Annotated in this window: 13 protein-coding genes and 2 pseudogenes; 6 read left to right on the top strand and 9 right to left on the bottom strand. The window is 37.6% G+C overall.

The annotated features are described in order from the left end of the window. The 5 genes and pseudogenes from FY048_RS12830 to FY048_RS12810 all read right to left on the bottom strand — a co-directional run. Nucleotides 1–332, bottom strand: a pseudogene (locus FY048_RS12830) (hypothetical protein); the annotation flags it as partial. 331 nt (nucleotides 333–663) lie between these two features. After that, nucleotides 664–1077, bottom strand: coding sequence for an NTF2 fold immunity protein (locus tag FY048_RS12825; RefSeq protein ID WP_446091389.1), 414 nt, complete (start codon nucleotides 1075–1077; stop codon nucleotides 664–666). An 11-nt stretch (nucleotides 1078–1088) separates the two neighbouring features. Continuing rightward, nucleotides 1089–5993, bottom strand: coding sequence for an RHS repeat-associated core domain-containing protein (locus FY048_RS12820; RefSeq protein ID WP_446091388.1), 4905 nt, complete (start codon nucleotides 5991–5993; stop codon nucleotides 1089–1091). Nucleotides 5994–6005: 12 nt separating this feature from the next. After that, the gene (locus FY048_RS12815) at nucleotides 6006–9173 is read right to left on the bottom strand and encodes a DUF2345 domain-containing protein (protein WP_446091387.1); all 3168 of its coding nucleotides are present in this window, start codon (nucleotides 9171–9173) and stop codon (nucleotides 6006–6008) included. A 103-nt stretch (nucleotides 9174–9276) separates the two neighbouring features. Beyond that, entirely contained in the window at nucleotides 9277–10173 is an 897-nt protein-coding gene (locus tag FY048_RS12810) for a LysR family transcriptional regulator (RefSeq protein ID WP_446091386.1), read from the bottom strand. A gap of 98 nt (nucleotides 10174–10271) precedes the next feature. Here FY048_RS12810 and FY048_RS12805 point away from each other — a divergent pair, with 98 nt between their 5' ends. Both FY048_RS12805 and FY048_RS12800 read left to right on the top strand, forming a co-directional pair. Further along, nucleotides 10272–11612, top strand: coding sequence for an MFS transporter (locus FY048_RS12805; RefSeq protein WP_446091385.1), 1341 nt, complete (start codon nucleotides 10272–10274; stop codon nucleotides 11610–11612). Beyond that, nucleotides 11605–12006 (top strand): hypothetical protein, encoded by a 402-nt coding sequence (locus tag FY048_RS12800; protein WP_446091384.1) that lies wholly within the window; start codon nucleotides 11605–11607, stop codon nucleotides 12004–12006. The genes FY048_RS12805 and FY048_RS12800 overlap by 8 nt, the downstream gene beginning before the upstream one ends. Nucleotides 12007–12156: 150 nt before the next feature. Here FY048_RS12800 and FY048_RS12795 read toward each other — a convergent pair whose 3' ends face one another. After that, a complete protein-coding gene (locus FY048_RS12795; RefSeq protein WP_446091383.1) occupies nucleotides 12157–12510 on the bottom strand; it encodes a winged helix-turn-helix transcriptional regulator in 354 nt (117 codons plus the stop codon). A 92-nt stretch (nucleotides 12511–12602) separates the two neighbouring features. Between FY048_RS12795 and FY048_RS12790 the strand changes: the two genes are divergently transcribed. Continuing rightward, nucleotides 12603–13139 carry an NAD(P)H-dependent oxidoreductase gene (locus FY048_RS12790; protein ID WP_446091382.1) on the top strand — a complete coding sequence of 179 codons (537 nt, stop codon included), beginning with the start codon at nucleotides 12603–12605 and terminating at the stop codon, nucleotides 13137–13139. A 118-nt stretch (nucleotides 13140–13257) separates the two neighbouring features. Here FY048_RS12790 and FY048_RS12785 read toward each other — a convergent pair. Beyond that, a pseudogene (locus FY048_RS12785) lies at nucleotides 13258–14420 on the bottom strand (zinc-dependent alcohol dehydrogenase). A gap of 236 nt (nucleotides 14421–14656) precedes the next feature. After that, nucleotides 14657–15607, bottom strand: coding sequence for a 3-hydroxyacyl-CoA dehydrogenase NAD-binding domain-containing protein (locus FY048_RS12780; RefSeq protein ID WP_446091381.1), 951 nt, complete (start codon nucleotides 15605–15607; stop codon nucleotides 14657–14659). Nucleotides 15608–15811: 204 nt separating this feature from the next. Here FY048_RS12780 and yddG point away from each other — a divergent pair, with 204 nt between their 5' ends. The 3 genes from yddG (at nucleotide 15812) to FY048_RS12765 (ending at nucleotide 17959) form a co-directional block, all read left to right on the top strand. Continuing rightward, a complete protein-coding gene (yddG, locus tag FY048_RS12775) occupies nucleotides 15812–16744 on the top strand; it encodes an aromatic amino acid DMT transporter YddG (RefSeq protein WP_446091380.1) in 933 nt (310 codons plus the stop codon). A gap of 128 nt (nucleotides 16745–16872) precedes the next feature. Further along, a complete protein-coding gene (locus FY048_RS12770) occupies nucleotides 16873–17304 on the top strand; it encodes an SRPBCC family protein (RefSeq protein WP_446091379.1) in 432 nt (143 codons plus the stop codon). Nucleotides 17305–17725: 421 nt separating this feature from the next. Beyond that, complete coding sequence (locus tag FY048_RS12765) at nucleotides 17726–17959, top strand: hypothetical protein (RefSeq protein ID WP_013198320.1); 234 nt, start codon at nucleotides 17726–17728, stop codon at nucleotides 17957–17959. A gap of 55 nt (nucleotides 17960–18014) precedes the next feature. On the opposite strand, the gene FY048_RS12760 is transcribed toward FY048_RS12765, so the two are convergent. Then, a complete protein-coding gene (locus tag FY048_RS12760; RefSeq protein ID WP_437119477.1) occupies nucleotides 18015–18569 on the bottom strand; it encodes a TetR/AcrR family transcriptional regulator in 555 nt (184 codons plus the stop codon). Nucleotides 18570–18763 lie beyond the last annotated feature (194 nt).

The raw sequence follows: 18763 nt of genomic DNA, 5'->3' as shown, positions 1-18763 counted from the left end.
TCAAAATCAAAATCAAAATCAAAATCAAAATCAAAATCAAAATCAAAATCAAAATCAATATATTTTTCAAAAATATTTTTAAAAACTTCATCCACAACATATATATTTTCATTTATATTTCTAATACTTATTTCTATTTTTTTACTTTTTAAAAAAAGTACACCTTCGATCGGTAGATCGCAGTTTTTGCTAGTTTTATAGCTATACCATGGTAAAGATCCACATTCGATATTTTGGCTAACTTGCTCTTTATTCATATATAGAATAGCATCATCCACAAGTAAAATTGGACAAAAACTACTTTGCGTCGCACTTAAAACAAAATACTTCATATTTATTTAATCCTAACTTAATCGAATCGATTTTGTTCGCGGTTCTGATAAAAAAACTCGTAGTGACTAATGTAGATCAACTCTTTTCGTTAGTTTAATAAACTGTAATTTCACTATTATTAATTTATGACTCAATTCATCCTAATTTTTAATTAACACCTACAAAACATACAGAAAGTGACCCACAATTATAAAATATTAAAATATTTTCCAGTTTTCATTACCTTCTATAATGGGTCACGTTGTAAATTATGTCACTTACCTCTCCAATTAAATATTTAATGAAGACTACCCTTTTCATATAAATATCTTTATCAAGATATTTTATTTATTAAAATACTTGTCGACTAGACTTCCAATCCAATGAATCAATTTTCATAATATCAATTTTCCAATTACTATTTTCACAAATTAATGTATAAATTCTACATTCTTTACCTTCATTATTTTTCGTATAAAACTCAATTTTCTTTTCATTTATAATATTTTCTTTTGATATGAGTTGTTCATACTCAGGAGGAATACCAAAAGTTAAAGTAATCCTTCTATCTTGTTTTAATGATAATGCTTTATCTGACAAATATTCATTCTGGATCATTACTAATTCATTTAAACGGCTTTCCATCCCCGCCTCATTAAAGATAAGATCAGGATTTTTTTCTAAAACATCCCCCCATTTTTTCTCCCAATCTTTCATTTTATTAATAAAATTTTCTAATACTAATTTTGCATTTTCTACGCTCATAATAATTACCTTTATTTACACGGATTTGGATTAGCGAAAGGTTGAACATGCGTTTTACCTCCCGATTCATATTGATAAATTATACCACTCGGCATTTTACTTGTTGGATTAGGGTAAATAAATCTTATATCTATTTTTGCAGAACCATTAGCTTCCACATCTTTTGCCACTTTTCCTTCATAAACGCGATAAGTTCCCATATTTATCCCAGGAGTTTGTGGGAATACATGACCAACACCACCACTGCCCCCTAATCTTTTAGCTAGTAAATGACCAGCTTGTACCTTACTACAATTTCCCATTCTTCTTGCTTCAGCAATTGAACTAGCATTTGTACTAGTTCCTGTATTTAAATCACTCTTTAATACTGTTGCTTGAACTCTCTCAACACGCCCATTGGCACCTCTAGTATATGTTGGGGTAACTAAAAGCCCTAATGGATCTGTCCATTTTAAAGGGTTTGGAGCATATAAATATTTATTTTCTCCTCCTAAAAGCCCTAATGGATCCTTACTTATGAACCGCCCCAAATAAGATAAATAATAACGATAACGATTGTAATGTAACCCTGTCTCTTCATCAAAATACTGACCTTGAAAACGGATATTATTTGAAATAATTTCACTGTTTTCGAAGAAATTCGACTTGGCTTTCTCTGCTTTACACTCGCCCCAAGCTTTATATTCGGCTTTCCAAATAATTGCACCTGTATGGTCGGTCATTTCTTGCGGTGTGCCTAAATGGTCGCAGTGATAGAACCATACATCATCAAATTCTTTACCCTGTTTTTCAGTTTTCCAAAGCGGGTCACGGTGTATGTTATAAGGTCTATCTGACCAATCTGGAGTTTGGTGTAATTCTATTGGATTTAAATAAACAGCCTGTAGCATTGGCACAAAACTGTCTTTTTCATAGATGTAATGCTTGGTCAACTGCTCGGTAGACTCATAAGCAAGCGTATCGCCATCCCATCCATAAATGATGTTCTGTTCTTGACCTGTATGGTGATGCTTACTCCGCTTTTGAATACGGCGGCCTAAAGCATCATAGCGATATTCTGCCGTGTATTGACTATTATGGCTCTTCACCATGCGGCCATAGACATCCCACTCAAGGTTTAAATCACCTTGACTCGTTTTTTGTCTTACAAGTTGTCCATAAGCATCATATTGGTATTGTTGATCTAAATATTCTTTAACTACGTTATTAACTAAACGGTTATAACCATAGTCCTTTTCTTGCACACTTTGTGAATGGCTTTGAGCCTTTTGACTATGATACGAATCTATAATGTTACTGGCAGGGTCGAAGTTAAACGTTTCTTTTCCAAGTTTACTGCTCGCTTCAAGTAAACGACCTACAGGATCGTACTTATAAGCAATATTGCCACGGCGAGTATCTCGAATTGCCGTTAGCTCACCTGTTTTGTCATATTGATAAAGACGCTGTACCAATTGACTGGTCTGCTCTAATGCATTGTTGTGCGGCTTATATTGGTTTTGATAGCCATTTTCATGTTCACTCAACATCATTTGGCTTTTCAAACGACCTGCCAAGTCGTATTGCTGTTCTTGACTCACTCCATTGGCATAGTGACGTGCAATTTCTCGGTGTAAATCATCACGCTCAAAGCTAACAAGGTCTTGACCATTTACGATTAAACTTTGTACATGACCGCTCCCATAGGTCAACCAGTCAATAATCTGCCCATCTGGACGAGTCGTTTTGATTCGATCATTAATTTCATCATATTGGTGTTTCCACACCGCGGTTTTATTGATTTTATAATCTTGCTGGTGTTCCCGTACTAAATTGCCAGCCGCATCATAAAACCATTGTAAATTGCTTTGAGTATTTTTGGCTTGAATGATTCGCCCCATATAATCATAGGCAAATTCTTCAGACTGTTTTTCTTCGAGTTCTAAACCATAGTGACCATAACCCGCAGTACGCTGTTCTAAACGCCCCATACTGTCAAAAATAAATTGTTGAATTCGGTCTTTTGGTGCAGCTCGGTCTTTGAGATCTTGTCCATAAGCAGAGGCAACTTCAATACTGGTTGCAAGTTGGCCTGAGTTTTCGTTGTAGTGGTAAACCGTTTCTTTACCATCAAAGTCAATTTCTTTAACGAGTCGACTTGCGACATCATAGAAGAATTGGTAACTGGCACCATTTTCATTAATTAGTCGGGTTAGACGTCCCAATCGATCCCATTTATATTTTAATTTGTGGTTTAAAGCATCTGTACGAGACAGAATTAAACCCGCCTCATCATATTCATAGCGAGTGATGTTCTGTTTAGGATCTACATGTGCCAGTAAACGCCCTTCAGCATCATGAATGAAGTGTTCTTCTGTGCCATCAGCATGTTTAATCTTTTCAAGTTGCCCAAAAGCATTCAGAGGTAAACCCTTTATAATAGGTTCCCGGTTTTCTAAGCTAAGTTCAGTATAAAAATACTCAACTTTTTGTTTTAATGCATTTTCAATGCTGATTACACGACCACGCTCATCGTATTGCCACTTGGTCTCTTTACCTGAACAATCTGTATAACTAATTAAATTCCCTTGATCATCATATTTGAGTGACTTACTTCCACCTTTAGCATCTGTAATGGAAGTGACTAAGCCCATGGCATTGTAAGCATAAGCAGTTTCATGCTTGAGCGGATCAATTTCTTTGATCAGGTTTCCAGAACCATCATATTGCTTAAACCAGCGCCCTTGTTCTGCGTCAACCATACCAGTGAGTTGATTTTTTTCATCATATTCAAAATAACTTGTCGCACCATCATCTTGAGTTGTAGTCAAGACATTCCCGCGCTCATCATAAGTATAAGAAGTTTTAGAACCATCTTTGGCGATATGTAAAGTGATGTTCTTAGTATTGTCTCTAAAGAACCACTCTTCAAAATTATCAGGATAAACAATACGGTAAGTATAACCATCAATATCGTAGTAATGTTCAGTGCTATTCCCTTCAACATCTAACACTGTCGTTTTTCGGATATTCTTATCCCATTCCAACTTTGAGGCACTGCTAGCGTTGTCTGCCCATTCTTCAATCGCTTTTGAAGTAGGTAAAATACCATCCCATTTTAGATTCATCCCCCGATGAGTAAGATCTGTATAACGTGTAATTAAATGATGGGTATATTGATAATAATAAGAAGCTGCAAATTCATTTGTCGCCTGAACCAAGTCACCTTGTTGATCATAGTCATAACTTGCCAATACACGATCTAACTGACCATTTTTGATTGTCCAAATATCGGAAACCAAACCCTGTGGAGTTAATTGCAAAGCTAAATGAGCCAGCAAATTATCGTCCTGTTTAAATAAAATGTCCGATAAAATTGTTTTATTATCGATAGAAACATGGTCATAACGTAAAGCGACTTTGAAACCATTTTTACGTTCTATATAGGATAGACGGTAGTCCTCACCGTATTTTTCATAATAGCGTTTCTCGTCTTCACCGTAGACAATTAAATGAAGCTGATCGGATAAAACTGTATAAGTGTATTGCTCGATAGGGTCGTAAATACTTTGACCCGTCTTTAGGTCAGGTAGATCGATTGCTCGGCCATCTAAACCAATGTATTCAAGCCCATTTAAATAGTCTTTGTAATCATTCTTCTTTGGGCTGTATTTAAATTTACGAGAAATTTTTGTTGTAAATGGTGTAACCCAACGTGCTCCAAAAATAGAGTCATCCATCTGGTAAAGGTTTGAAACATAAGTACGGCTAATGTGGTCCTCAATTATGCCGCCAAGTTGTGCATCAACATGAGTAAAGAACTCTGTACCCATTGCAAAGGTAATTGAACCACCCGTCCCCCCCATACAATTTTTACATCGTTTGGCATTGTTCTCTGCATGAGCTTGTTTAGTTGATTTGTCAGTGGCACTTGATGGATGAGTTGCATTGGCCTTTGTCGTTTCTTTTGCCTTAATCTGTGCTTTCTTTTGCCGATGTTTTGCAGCAACCATTCCCATAATGCTAAATAGCCAACCGATGGTCCATAAAGTATTAGGGTCACTTAAACTATTTACTTTTCCTTGGGCAACTTGTCCTATAGATCTTATTTTTGCGCCTAAAGCTAAAATTTTAGCTCGTGCTTCATCAGAGACTACTAAATTGGCTAGGTTGACATACCCTTTACCTACAGTCTTTGCAACATTTTCAGTAGCATATTTGGCATTGTTTACTATACGGGTTCCATCAAGTTCAAATATTCCTTTTATAACTCCTAAAGACTGCTGGCCTGCTCGCTTAAGGTTTGGAAGTCCATTTAAAGAACCGCTGACTAATTTCTTAAAGCCGTCATCAATAGTTTTTGTTAATAAGACAATCCAATTACCAACTTCTTTTAGAACCTGATTAAGTAAACTTTGCCCTTTTTTAGCAAAGTTTTCTAAAGTACCCGCTACATTTTCAGCAATAATGGTCGTTAAAAATACACTTGCGCTGTCTTTAAATCCTGTACTTAAAGCTTTTTTTACTTCTTGAGAAGTTAATGTTTTTTTACCTAATTTCTTTGCGTGCGCTTTGATAATTTTTTCTGATTCATTCTTTACATAAAATAATGCTGGCCGTGCTGCACCACGCACAGAAGGTCCAACCGGTCCCATTGGTACCAATCCAATAACATCGATTCCCAAATTCAACCAATCAAAAATCTCAACTTTCTCAAGACCACCTTTATTGAGCATACTTATGATATCAATAATGATATCGCCAACAGCAAAGGCACTACCTAAGACAGGTACACTTCTACAGATTGTCTCTAGTCGATCAACAGTAACAATACCATCTGTATATTCCCTGAACCATTTATCAACTGCTGCTTTTTTTGCAGTTAAATCTTTGGGACTAAAAGTATTTAAAGGAGCAACGACTGAATTTTGTGACATGTTCTTCTCAAATTATACAAACGTTTCAAAAGGTGATTGGATTTTTGTTATTGCTGTTTTGTCAGAGCTTGCTTGAGTCAACATTCGGAGTGGATTACTCTGCTGATTTGAAGGCACAAAGCTATTTTGACTAACAAATGATTGACTTAACCTAGATCCATCACTCTCCCCTAAAACCTGTTCAATCGCCATTGGTAGTAATGCTTGAGCACCTTGATCTTTAATTTTTTTAACCGATTCAATCTTCTGCTGTACAGATTTCACATTGTCTGCAAGTTGACTCAACTTTTTAAAGTCATTTTTCAATGTTTCAGTTAAACCTTTACTGCCAGATGCAACACCAATGCTGCCTTCTGCATCATTTTGATTTGGCCACTCTACCTTGCGTTTAAAATCACTTGCCTCATCCCAAGGATTACGAGGATCTGGATCAAACAGAACCTTCACTGAACCTGTTGCCAAACCAGAAACACGAGCAAATCCTTTATCGTCTAGCTTTCCATTAACGACTTTGCCCAAATTATCAGTTACGGTATAACCAGCCCCTTTAACAAATGCTCCATGTGAATAGTCATGCAAAAGCTCAAGTACACCCTGCCCACGTTTTGGCGGAGGCGGTAGTGAAGAACTAAAATTCGCACTCCCCCCCCCCATAAACAAATGCTGCCCAGCTTTTACCTCAAACTTGCCACCAGTAACAGGGAAAATTCCCGAGCCATTAATCTTGATTTGAGAGCCACCCGCCGTGATAACGATTTCTTTAGAAGCACTAATTTCAATTTTGTCTTCTGTTGAAATAATCTGAACAGCTTTACGGGCAATTAAATCTGCTCCATCGCCTTGCGCTTGTATCTCGACTTTACCTTTGCCTGCATATAATCTCGCTCCTTCTTGAGCCGAAAAAAGGCTAATTTTATTTTGGGCATGCGCAATCAGGTTCTTTTGAGTGGTCAGATTAATGCTGTCTCCAGCAATTTGACTCAACTGAGCATCTGCGCTGAGGTGAATATCTTCATTACTGGCTAGAGCAATACTGTTAGGTGCAGTTAATATCATCAAGGCTTGCTTAAAAGCGGCAGCTTTGTCTTGATCTTTTTCTTCAATCTGTTCCAAGAAAGTTTTTAGATTCTCAAGCACTTCCAATGGATCAGTTTGCTGATTTTTAGCAACCTCACTGAGTGCCTTGGCATTGTTAAGGCCACCTTCGATTTGTTGTTTGGCCTCATTTGCATCGAGGTGTACACCTTGGGCTTGGTCCTGCTTGTAGGTACTAACGAGTAAGCCACTGCCTGCTCTTACTGCACCCCACTGGTCTGTTCTAAGTTCAAACCCTTCACCACGACCATCACTTTCTGCCTTATCTTTTGGATGGCTTAAGTTACCCAAGTTGAGTTGGCTTGCCGCATGGCTACTTTGTAGCTGGGCACTGATTTGTCCCGTAGTGTCATCAAAACGTAGTTGGTTAAAGCCTTTACCGTCGACTTCTTCGGAGCGGATACCACTGAGTTTTTTAGTGTCGGGTAACTGGCCTTTCTGGTCAAACTGGGTTGGGTAGCGTTCGGCTTCGTGAATACGCCCCACCACAAATGGACGGTCAACATTGCCGTCAAAGAAGTCGATCACTACGATTTCACCCACGCGAGGCAAGAAGCGCGCACCATAACCCGCACCTGCCCACGGGGTGAGTACATCGACCCAAGCTGAGTCGGTGTCATTGTCGTTACTGCCTGCTCCACCGTCATGACTATGGTCATCTGTTCGGGTAAACAGAAAACGGACTTTAATACGTCCCCACTGGTCGACATGGATGCTTTCGCCTTCTAATCCCACCACTTTAGCGTGCTGCGGGTAAGCGGCTGGTCGGTGTTCTAGCGGGCTATATTCAGGGACAGCTTTAATGTTGCGTCGAACGACATTCAGCTCAGCAAAATGGCGTTGCTCAGGGTTTTGCGTGTCGAGTTGGGCTGCCTTGAGTCTATCTTTTGGCAACAAGCGCTCAAGTTGCTGTTGTAATTCTTTCGGTAAATTATTCTGGTTATAGTAGTGCTTGCTTAAGATTAAAAATTCTTTATCGGCATTGTCGTGTTGGTCGAGTTCTGGGTGGTCATTGAGTTCAAACCAGTAACCGACCTGTGCATCACGAACATTACCTGAAACGGTAAACTGTTTAGAACTTAGATGATGGTAAGCATTAATGTGCTGGTTAAGCTGTTCAATCTGGCTATTACCTGAAGCTGTGGCTTGGTCTTCACCGTTTAAGTCCTGCATCCAAGCTGGGCTGACATGCCATGCATCTTCAAGGTTTAAGCTCGCATTGTCATAGTGTTCGCTGTGCTGCTGCTTACCTTGTACGCTACCACTACCTTCTTCTTGTTGTAGGGCATCAGCTTGCCAGCGTTGCACATGAACAGACGTTGGCTGTAAACGGCGCTCAGCTTTAACCTGAGTAATGGTATCGAACTGCTCTGTGGCACTGCTGCGTTGGTAGTGTAAGTTACGGCGTTCAAGAGCCTGATAATTTTGGTTATCGTCAATTAAACGTAAGACTTGTGGCTGAATAGATGCATTCGGATCAGCCACCAAAAGTTGCGATTCATCGACTAACCAGTTAATGCCTTCACTACGCCACAGACGGGTTAAGAAGTCATAATCGCTTTCATTTGACTGCATCACAAATGGACGCACATCGTAGTCTTTAGTTAACCCAGCCGTATCTAGCGTTAGACTTGAGGCAAATAATGGGCTTTTCCCCTGCCATTCCTTAAATAGAATTTCGCTAATATCGCGCACGCTTTTATTCATAAACACGCGGCTGTTGCGACGTTTATGCCAGAGTGCAGTTGGGTCTTTTAAGGTTAAGTTATAAATGGTGAGTGAGCCGTCGCTTTGGCCTTGGCTCGCTTCGATAATAATACCTGTTGTTCTAAAAAACTGGCCTGTGTCCGTCACCTGATCGACAGCAACCTGACAGCCAATAAATTGTTTTAATGCAATATGGGCGTTTGTCGACAGACACAGTAACTCAGCACCGCTGCCTTGGTTGAGCGTATGCTCGCCTTCAATGCGTTGTAAGAAGACCTGATTGTTTAATGAGGGGTTGGAAAATTGCACATGAAGTACACGATTCTGTGCAACCAAACCTAAACTATCTAAAATTTGAAATATTTTATGGGACATCATTATTATAAAACTGAGTCATAATCATCGATATTTTATAAAAAACAGACAGAATTGTCTATTTATATAAAATTGCTTATCTTCCACAACTTACATACTTTTCAGTTTATCTAAAAGAAAGACGGGTTATTAAATAATCTATAAATGCTCTGGTTTTGGCCGGTAAATTAGAGGTATGAGGATAAAGTAATTGAATAGTTTGGAGCGGTAACGAAAAATCAGGAAATAATCGAATTAAGCGATTTTGTTGAATATCTTCATCAACTAACCATGCAGGACAAATCGCTACACCTAAAGATGAAAGAGCCATTTGATGAATTGCAGTGACCGAATTTGATTCATACTGACTTCGAATAAAAGGTAATGAATATTGCTCCCCTAAACTGTTTTGTAAAATATATTGTGAATCTTGCCAATTTAATAAGGTGTGGCCAATCCAAGGAACATCTGCTAAATCAGATATATTTTCTATAGGATGGTCTTTTATAAACTGTGGAGTAGCCACAAGATAAATTGGATATTCTCCGATTTTTCGAGTTTTTAGAGATGAGTTTTTTAAATTTCCTAGCCGAATAACCAGATCTAATTTTTCAGTCACTAAATCATCGAGAGATGAATTAAACGAATACTGTAAACGTAAATCTGGGTAAAGCCGACAAAACTCAGGAAGTAAAGGCAGAATGAAACGTTGGCCAAACTCATTGGTAGACGAAAACCGTAAAGTGCCTGTAATGCTTGTACCTAAGTGTTGGCTTCGTTCAAATGCCTCATCAATCTGAAGTTGAATTTGTTTAAAATCTTCATAAAAATGCTGACCAATTTCAGTTAAAGCAATATTACGGGTGTTGCGAATTAATAGGCTTGTATTGAGCTGCTTTTCTAATTGTTTTATATCAATACTCACCATTGATCGGCTTAAGCCTAAAATTTCAGCAGCCTTGGTAAAAGAGCCGGAATCAACGACTTGTAAAAAACTGGTAATTTGCTTGAGGTTTTTTTGCACAATTAAGCCAATTGTTTAAAATTATCAAACAATGATTTTACTTCGCTTGCATCGACAATAAAAGAGCTGGATCTTACCCTGCCTGCACGGAGGTAGGTATGTCTTATCGATATAAAATAGCGACAGTGTTTTTACTTGGGTTCTTTATTGATTGCATCAACATTTTTATGTCTGCAATTGCATTGCCTAATATTGCATCGTCATTTTCAGTTAGCCAATCCATGGTCGCTTGGGTAACAAATGCGTATATTCTCGGCCTCATTTTAATTATGCCCATGAGTTTATGGTCAGCCAGCAAACTTGGGAACCAAAAATTATTGTGTTATTCGATGCTGTTATTTTCGATAAGCATCTGCTTTATTGGCTTTAGTGAATCGATTTATAGCTTAATTTTTTGGCGATTTATTCAAGGCATAGCTGGAGGCTTATTAATTCCAGTCGGGCAAGCTCTCGTATATGCATTATTCCCCAACCAAGAACGCCAACGCATTTCTACTATGATTATGGCAATTGCACTGATTGCGCCAGCTTTTTCACCTGCCATTGGTGGCGTAATTATTGATTCATTGAATTGGCGATGGGTATTCTTGTCCAACCTTCCTTTTTCTTTACTTGCCTCGGCTCTGGCATGGTTATGGATTAAAAAAACACAGAATGTGTCGAGTGAAAAACCAGACATAAAAGGCTTGGTTATTTTTAATATAAGCCTGTTATGTTTATTACTCTCCTTTTCATTTTATAGTGATTACCATAACGCCTTATTCGCTCTAACTAGTTTTCTAATTTCAGTCGGAATGCTTATTTTTTACATTCGACATGCGAAAAAAATTTCCCATCCTGTTCTTAATCTTGGGTTATTAAAAAATAAAAATTTACGTAATGCATTTATTGTCTATTACGCCGTTCCGGGTATTTTTACTGGCGTTAATTTACTCAATATTTTTAATTTACAACTTAACTTTGGCTTTAATGCAAAACAAACTGGTTTATTCATGTTGCTCTATGCAACTGGGGCACTCGCAGCCATGATTAGTGGTAGCCTGCCCTATCAACGGTTAGGAAAAAAGTATCTTCTTATTATTGGAATAACCCTACATAGCCTTGGCATATTTCTTTTATTTTGTATTTCAAACACTAGCCCTTTGAGCTTTTTAGTAATTGCTTATTTATTGATGGGTATGGGTGGCGGTCTAAGTGCCAACATTGCCCAAATTAGCTCACTGATTGATTTTTCAGGCCAAGATTTATTACAAGGAAGTGTGCTCTGGAATATTAATCGACAAGTTTCATTTAGTGTCGGTACTGTTGTTCTCATTTCGATATATAACTTGATGTTTGGCTCAAGCGATCTGCTTCGTTATCAACATACTTTTTTAATTGCAGCTTTACTCTGCTTACTTTCAATCATTCCCGTTTTAAAGGAGAAAACCCATGTCTAACCAAATGGATCAAGCCATTCAAAGTGTCATTGACCTACATGTTTTAATAGAAGATGTATTTACAGGAATAAATGCAGAGCAAAGTCTGAGCCCGCTTTTAGAGAGCTTTGATCAAAATTTTAAGATGGTAACGGTTCAAGGCCATAGCATTGGTTTCGCAGAAGTGAATAGTTTATTTAGTCAAAATATCGGGAACAAACCTTCTTTAAAAATCGACATTCTTAAGAGTACAGCTTTATACGAATTTGAAAATTATTGTTGGGTGCAATATCAGGAACATCAGCAAACTGATGAAACCGAAACATTACGTACCTCTACAGCCTGCATTAAAGTAGAAGGTGAAAAATGTTATTGGGTTTATTTACATGAAACTTTAGTTCCCTCATCTTATTAACTCATCTAGAGCACCTTAAAGATGGCACCTATTTTGCTTAACAATATTACGTATTGGCTCAAATTTGTGAGTAATTTTTGAGCCAAAAAAAGCCCCATGCAAAAGGATGGGGCTAATATTTACATTTTTAAGAAAGTTAATTTTTTAATCTTATTTCTGACTAATCATCGTATGTGCCCATAGCGATAAAGACTCTAAAACAGGCTTGAAAGTCTGGCCCAATTCGGTCATTTCATAAACCACTTTAATCGGTGCTTTTTCACCATAAACTGTTCTGGATATTAAGCCGCTTTGCTCTAACTGTTTAAGTTGAAGGCTTAAGGTCATTTCTGTGATAGTTGGCATTAATTGATTGATTTCATTAAAGCGTTTTGGCCCATCTTTGAGATAATACAAAATAACGCCTTTCCATTTTCCACCGACCAAATCCATAGCCATACTGATATGACATGGATAAGTTTTCCCATTCATGCTGATTTCACATTTATTTTCAGTTTTTGCCATTTTTGACGCCACCTATCAACTTTGATAGTTATTGTACGCTAATACTATAAAAATTATAGTAGCTATGATTTTTATAGCTACAAGGCTTTATTATGGCTTTACTTATTTTGGCCCATCCCTACTACGCTCAATCAATTGCAAATAAAACAATTGTGAATGAACTCGTTAAAACCTATCCAGATCTTGAAGTCCGAGATATTTTCCAGCTTTATCCGGACTATAAAATTGATGTCAGTGCTGAACAAGAAGCGTTGTTACGCCACGACACCATCATTCTGCAATATCCGATGTTCTGGTTTAATATGCCGGCAATTTTAAAATTATGGTTTGATGAAGTTTTTACTTATCAGTTTGCTTATGGCTCTGAAGGCGACAAATTAAAAGACAAAAAAGTCATTATTAGTATGACGGTCGGGCAAAAAGAAGCCGACATGGTGAATGACCGAGAAAACTTAATTGATAGCTTTTTAAAAGCAGTTCAATATTCAATTCAATATACGCAAATGCAATTAAGCAGCACATTCTTGCTTTATGAAGTTTCGCCTTTATCAGGTCATTCAGAGTCTGAAATTAAGTTAAAAGCTGTTGAACATGGTCATAACGTACTAAAGCTTTTGACCGAAGCATAAGATAAAAAAGAGAGCATCAATATCGATGCTCTCTTTTGGTTTAAGCGACAGGTGCTAATCAAAATAAAAAAAGCCCCTTTCACTAAGAGGCTTAAGAATGAATTACAAGATTGAGAGTTTAAGGAAGCAGAATCACCTTACGGCAGTCCTCTTCTCTTTCATTAAAAATGCGATATCCCTCTGCGGCGTCTTCTAATTTCATTCGGTGGGTAATAATCGTTTCGGGTGATAATTCACCACGCTCAATCAATTCCAAGAGTTGCGGTAAATATTGATGCACATGGGTTTGACCCATTTTAAAAGTCAGTCCTTTATCAAAAGCATCGCCAAATAAAAAGCCATGAATTGGGCCTGCATATACACCCGGTACGCTGACTACTCCACCACGGCGAACCGCGGCAATACATTGACGCAGTGCAGCTCCACTTGAACCTTCAAGCTTTAAATTGGTTAGAACTGTCTCAATCACACTGCCTTTTGCCTCGAAACCAATCGCATCAATTACAGCATCGACACCACGGTAATTGTCAGTATGTTGAATAATAAATTCGGCCGCATCTACTTCGTCAAAATTAACTGGAATAGCACCGTATGTTGCCGCTGCATAATTCAATCGATAGTCATTGTGATCGACCATAAATATCTTTTCAGCACCAAGCATCTTGGCACAAGCAGCACTTAATAGTCCGACTGGTCCTGCACCATAAATTGCAACGGTTGAGCCACGTTTCACTTGTGCATTAGTCACTGCTTGCCAAGCAGTCGGTAAAATATCAGTCAAGAAAAGTACTTTTTCATCCGACAGTGAAGTTGGCACTTTAAAAGGGCCTTTATTGGCTTTTGGCACACGCACATATTCTGCTTGCCCGCCCGGTACACCGCCGTAAAGAGGCTATAGCCAAATAAAGCCGCACCTGGTGGAATCTGCTTTTTATTAATAATTGCTCCGCGCCCTGTATTGGTGGTTTCGCAGGCAGCGGTTAGATCAAGTTGGCAAAAGAAACATTCGCCGCAAGCAATCACAAAAGGAACAATCACTCGATCACCCTTTTGCACTGTGGTGACGGCTGGGCCGACTTCTTCAACCACGCCCATAAATTCGTGCCCAAAGATATCGCCCTGCTCTGTTCTAGGGATTTTGCCTCGATATAAATGTAAATCAGAGCCACATATCGCTGTGGCAGTCACTCGTAAAATAATGTCATCTGGTTCTTGAATAATAGGGTCTGCTACTGTTTCTACTCGAACATCTTCTGCACCGTGGTAAGTAAGAGCGCGCATTTTATATTCCTCTATTTTCTATGATGTCCTTTGATTATGAGGAGGCTTTCTTTACGGTTTGCAACGATTCTTACTCTTCACGTAAGGCATATAGTTCAAATGCAACGCGACAGAAATTTCAGTAACATTTAATGAATATAGGATTGTTTCAGCTAGGGATGTTTTTATTATTTGCCCCAACAAAAAAGCCAATCATCCCTGCAATAAAATGATTGGCTTTGTCTTAAAAATTTGAATTAATCTAGTTTAAGTTGCTGTCTAAGCTTTAAGATATCGACCAGACCTTTGTCTCTGGTTTGGTATAAATCGATATCTTTATATTGAGTTAAAAGTTGATTAGTTTGTGCTTCCAACAACTCTGTTGTCTCATCTGAATGTTGAAATGCGTGCATATCATTCCACCATTCTGTCATCGGTGGGCCTAAATGATGAATGGCCTCTTTAAAACCCTTTTGGTTGGCAAGCTGCATATTAATGTAGGGACCAAATAGCGCCCACCTTAAACCCGGTCCACTGGTAATTGCGACATCAACATCTTCGGCAGAGCACACGCCTTGTTCAACCAATGAAAAAGCTTCTCGCCACAGTGCGGCCTGCAAACGGTTTGCGACATGCCCTTTTACTTCTTTATTTAAAACAATTGGATTCTTGCCCAACTGTTTATAGAACTCAGAAGCCTGTTTCAAAATTTGGGGATCCGTCAAATTACCGCCAACGATCTCGACCAAAGGTAAGAGATGAGGCGGATTAAAAGGATGACCTAATAAAATACGTTCAGGATGTTGCGCTTCTTTTTGAAAATCAGATACTTTTAAGCCCGATGAGCTTGAAGCAATAATGGTATGTTGAGGGCAATATGCTGTGATTTCTTGATATAGCTGTTGTTTTACATCGAGACGTTCAGGGGCATTTTCTTGAATAAAATCTACATCTGAAACTGCATCTTTTAAATGATTAAAAATTTCCAGATGAAGCAGCACATCGGATTGAGTATGGGTGCGTTCAACGTTCTGATCTAAAGCCAATAAATCATTTAAATTTGCAGATATTCTATTTTTAAAGACCACTTCATCTATAGGATAGGGGTCGTAAACCTTAACTTTAAATCCTTTATATAAAAATAAGGCCGTCCAACTTGCACCTATTACACCTGCTCCAACAACACCAACCGTTTTAATGACTTCCATATTTTCCTCGTAAAAATGTTGTTTTATTCGAAATTTCTTTACTCACATGAATGCTTAAATAAACATAGCAGATTCAACCAATCAATAAATTTAATTGTTTATATTTTATATAATTTGTCCTATATTCCTTAGCTTGAAAATTGATTCCTTTCATTAGTACAACTTAATCTTTTACCATTTTTTAACCGTTATTTACTGAATTTTATGTCAAAAAATCTAGCAACATTGATTGGTTTAAGCGCCATTCTCATGTGGGCATCTCTGGTCGGTCTGATGAAGCAAGTCAGTGCCGCCCTTGGACCTGAGCTAGGTGTTACGCTTATTTATTCTTTAAGTGCGCTACTGTTGCTTGCCATTTTCAAAGTCCCAGACTTTAAACAGATCTCTAAAAAATACTTAATATTTGGCACAATTCTATTTGTCGCATATGAGGTGTGCTTTTCATTTGCGATTGCTTACTCTCAGACAGCGCGACAAGCAATTGAAATTAGTATTGTTAACTATTTGTGGCCAAGTTTAACGGTTTTGGCTTTCGTGATTTTTAAGGAATTAAAGTTTAATTTTCTTATTATTCTCGGCTTACTTATTTCAATTTCTGGCATTATTTTTATTCAAACTGGAAGCGGTGATTTTAGTCTAAATAGTATTGTCGATAATTTTCATAGCAACCCACTGAGCTATATTTTGGCATTTACAGGTGCCATCATCTGGGCTTTTTACTGTGTAATCACTAAAAAAATGAGTAATGGGCAAAATCCAATTTCCATTTTCTTTGTTGGTGTCGCGCTCACTCTCTGGCTCAAGCTGCTTGTCTCGGGGCAATTTGCTATTCCATCAATGGATATTCCAGCTCTCCTCACCCTTTTAGTGGCATCTGCTGCCATGGGTTTTGGTTATGCTGCTTGGAACATTGGCATCATTCATGGAAACATTACCATACTTGTGGTGGCCTCTTATTTCACCCCGATTATCTCGTCTATTTTGGCTATGTTTGTTTTACAAACTCAATTATCGATGAGCTTTTGGCAAGGAACAGCAATGGTGACGGCGGGTTCCTTTATTTGCTGGGTTTCAACGAACTGGTCTGTGATTCAGCCCTTTTTTAAAAAATTAAGAAAAGACCAAAAAGCATTGTAGATTTTTCACAATGCTTTTTTCGGACTTAAGATAACTCCGACGAAGAAGAATTCCCCCATTATCCAAAGCGTGATAATATCCAAATTCTGACAATCATCCATGTCAAAATAATTTATAGAGGGAATAAGATGTTAAAAACTCAAATAATCAACATCGTACAAGAATTTGATGCACCCGTAGACAAGGTCTTTGCAACCTTAAGTGAGCACGAAAACTTAAGCAAACTTTTCGCTCCTGCTAAAGTGACTCGTATTAGCAACGGAAAAGACGCCCGTAATGGTGTTGGCTCTGCTCGTAAAATGTCTATTCCACTGACCCCTTCATTTGTAGAAACAAATTTAGTCTACAAAGAAAATGAACTTATTGAGTACGCGATCACGAGCGGTATTAGTCCAATTAAGGGTCACCGTGGTATCATGAAGTTTACTGACTTGGGAAATAACCGTACTCGTTTGGAATACACCATTAGCTTTAAAGGTCGCCTTCCTTTTATTGGCCCAATTATTAAAGCAGCCCTACAAAATGGCGTAAGTCGTGGGCTTAAAAAACTTAAGTTTTAATCAAGATATATCAAATGAAAAGCCCATTATTGGGCTTTTATTTTTAAGTAGATGTATGGATGAACTGCTGCATCAATTTCTACAAATAGGAAATTCGAGGACCTAACCACAAAAACAAAAGCTGACTCGTTAAAGTCAGCTTAATACTACAGTTTGAGAAAATTGCTTAAATAGTTCTTGTTCGTGGCAATCTTCTATCTATTTTCTTTTTCTAAAATTAATTTAACCCTTAATTATGACTATTTGATTAAAAAGAAATCAAAAACCCAAGATAAAAAGCAAAACAAATCACCATTTATAAAACCAATGCAATTCAAATCACATTTAATAGAGGTAATGTATATCAACTAGATCTTTAGAAATTTTCTAAAGTTTAGTATGCTAAAAATAACTTACTAATTAATAGAAAATAATCAATACAATGGAACATCAGAGTTTGTTAAAGGAATTAAATTCACTTATTGAATATTATTCCAAAAGAACAGATTGTCCGCCTACCCGAATTCGCATAGGTTACAGAGCCTATGCAAAACTCATGCAAAATCCAAAATTTGCTGATGAAGTCTCAAACTCTGCTTTAGATCCAAACAAACGTAAATATAGAAAGATGAAGATCAAAGTCACTAAAGATGACGATCAACTTGAACTCGAATAAATAAAAAAGCCCAGTTACGGGCTTTTTTCCTTTTAGAATGTGTTTGAATTTATCGCTAAGACAGCATTATTAAAAAATACTCGAGTAGCTTGTCTCGCTCATCTACACTGTTTTTACTTAAAAGCTGCACCATTGCCCCATCAATCACAAACAAAAACATGTGGGCATCTTTCATTGAAGCAGTAGTTTTGACGGTTAAAAGCAGTTTATAAATTTCGTTGATGAGCCAAGTTCTATATTCAATCACCACGCTATAGGCTTTTGGGTAGAGTTTTTCAATTTCAAAAATTGCTTTAAAGGGTAAACGATAAAAGCCATTTAAATCGGCATGAAGAAGGTAAATCTGTTTGAGTTTATCAAGCACCATTTCTTCACGGTAAGATTTGAGAATTGAAAATACTTTTACTTTGAGCGCATCTTTTTGGAAAGTGAGACACATCTCGATGAGTCGTGCTTTTGAGTGAAAGTCGTTATAGAAAGTAGCCTTGGGAATTTTGGCTTCTGCAATAATTCGGTCGACACCGACTTTATTAAAGCCATCTTGATTAAATAAATCTTTTGCTACGTGAAGCACGCGCAGTGCTCTAAATGAAGATTCTAAATTTTTCATGTATACCGCTTAAAATAATTTTTTGTTGTATCTAAAAGAGATAGAAATGCCGTCACTCTTAAAATGAGTGCTAAAAACAGGCATGCAAAAGCGGCACTAAAGATGTGCTCGCCTATCTCGGTTTTATTGTTGCTATGATTTTTTAGTCGTAACGATTTAAGGTCGTAGAAAACCTACAAACAGTTAAAGCGTTT

The sequence above is a fragment of the Acinetobacter sp. 1124_18A genome (genome assembly GCF_052824995.1).
The sequence above is the reverse complement of the archived record's forward strand: the minus strand, read 5'-3'. Positions and strand labels throughout refer to the sequence as shown.

Coding starts and splice junctions, on each gene's coding strand:
- FY048_RS12825 (WP_446091389.1), bottom strand. CDS start 1,077: ATGAGCGTAGAAAATGCAAAATTAGTATTAGAAAATTTTATTAATAAA.
- FY048_RS12820 (WP_446091388.1), bottom strand. CDS start 5,993: ATGTCACAAAATTCAGTCGTTGCTCCTTTAAATACTTTTAGTCCCAAA.
- FY048_RS12815 (WP_446091387.1), bottom strand. CDS start 9,173: ATGATGTCCCATAAAATATTTCAAATTTTAGATAGTTTAGGTTTGGTT.
- FY048_RS12805 (WP_446091385.1), top strand. CDS start 10,272: ATGTCTTATCGATATAAAATAGCGACAGTGTTTTTACTTGGGTTCTTT.
- FY048_RS12800 (WP_446091384.1), top strand. CDS start 11,605: ATGTCTAACCAAATGGATCAAGCCATTCAAAGTGTCATTGACCTACAT.
- FY048_RS12795 (WP_446091383.1), bottom strand. CDS start 12,510: ATGGCAAAAACTGAAAATAAATGTGAAATCAGCATGAATGGGAAAACT.
- FY048_RS12790 (WP_446091382.1), top strand. CDS start 12,603: ATGGCTTTACTTATTTTGGCCCATCCCTACTACGCTCAATCAATTGCA.
- FY048_RS12780 (WP_446091381.1), bottom strand. CDS start 15,607: ATGGAAGTCATTAAAACGGTTGGTGTTGTTGGAGCAGGTGTAATAGGT.
- yddG (WP_446091380.1), top strand. CDS start 15,812: ATGTCAAAAAATCTAGCAACATTGATTGGTTTAAGCGCCATTCTCATG.
- FY048_RS12770 (WP_446091379.1), top strand. CDS start 16,873: ATGTTAAAAACTCAAATAATCAACATCGTACAAGAATTTGATGCACCC.
- FY048_RS12765 (WP_013198320.1), top strand. CDS start 17,726: ATGGAACATCAGAGTTTGTTAAAGGAATTAAATTCACTTATTGAATAT.
- FY048_RS12760 (WP_437119477.1), bottom strand. CDS start 18,569: ATGAAAAATTTAGAATCTTCATTTAGAGCACTGCGCGTGCTTCACGTA.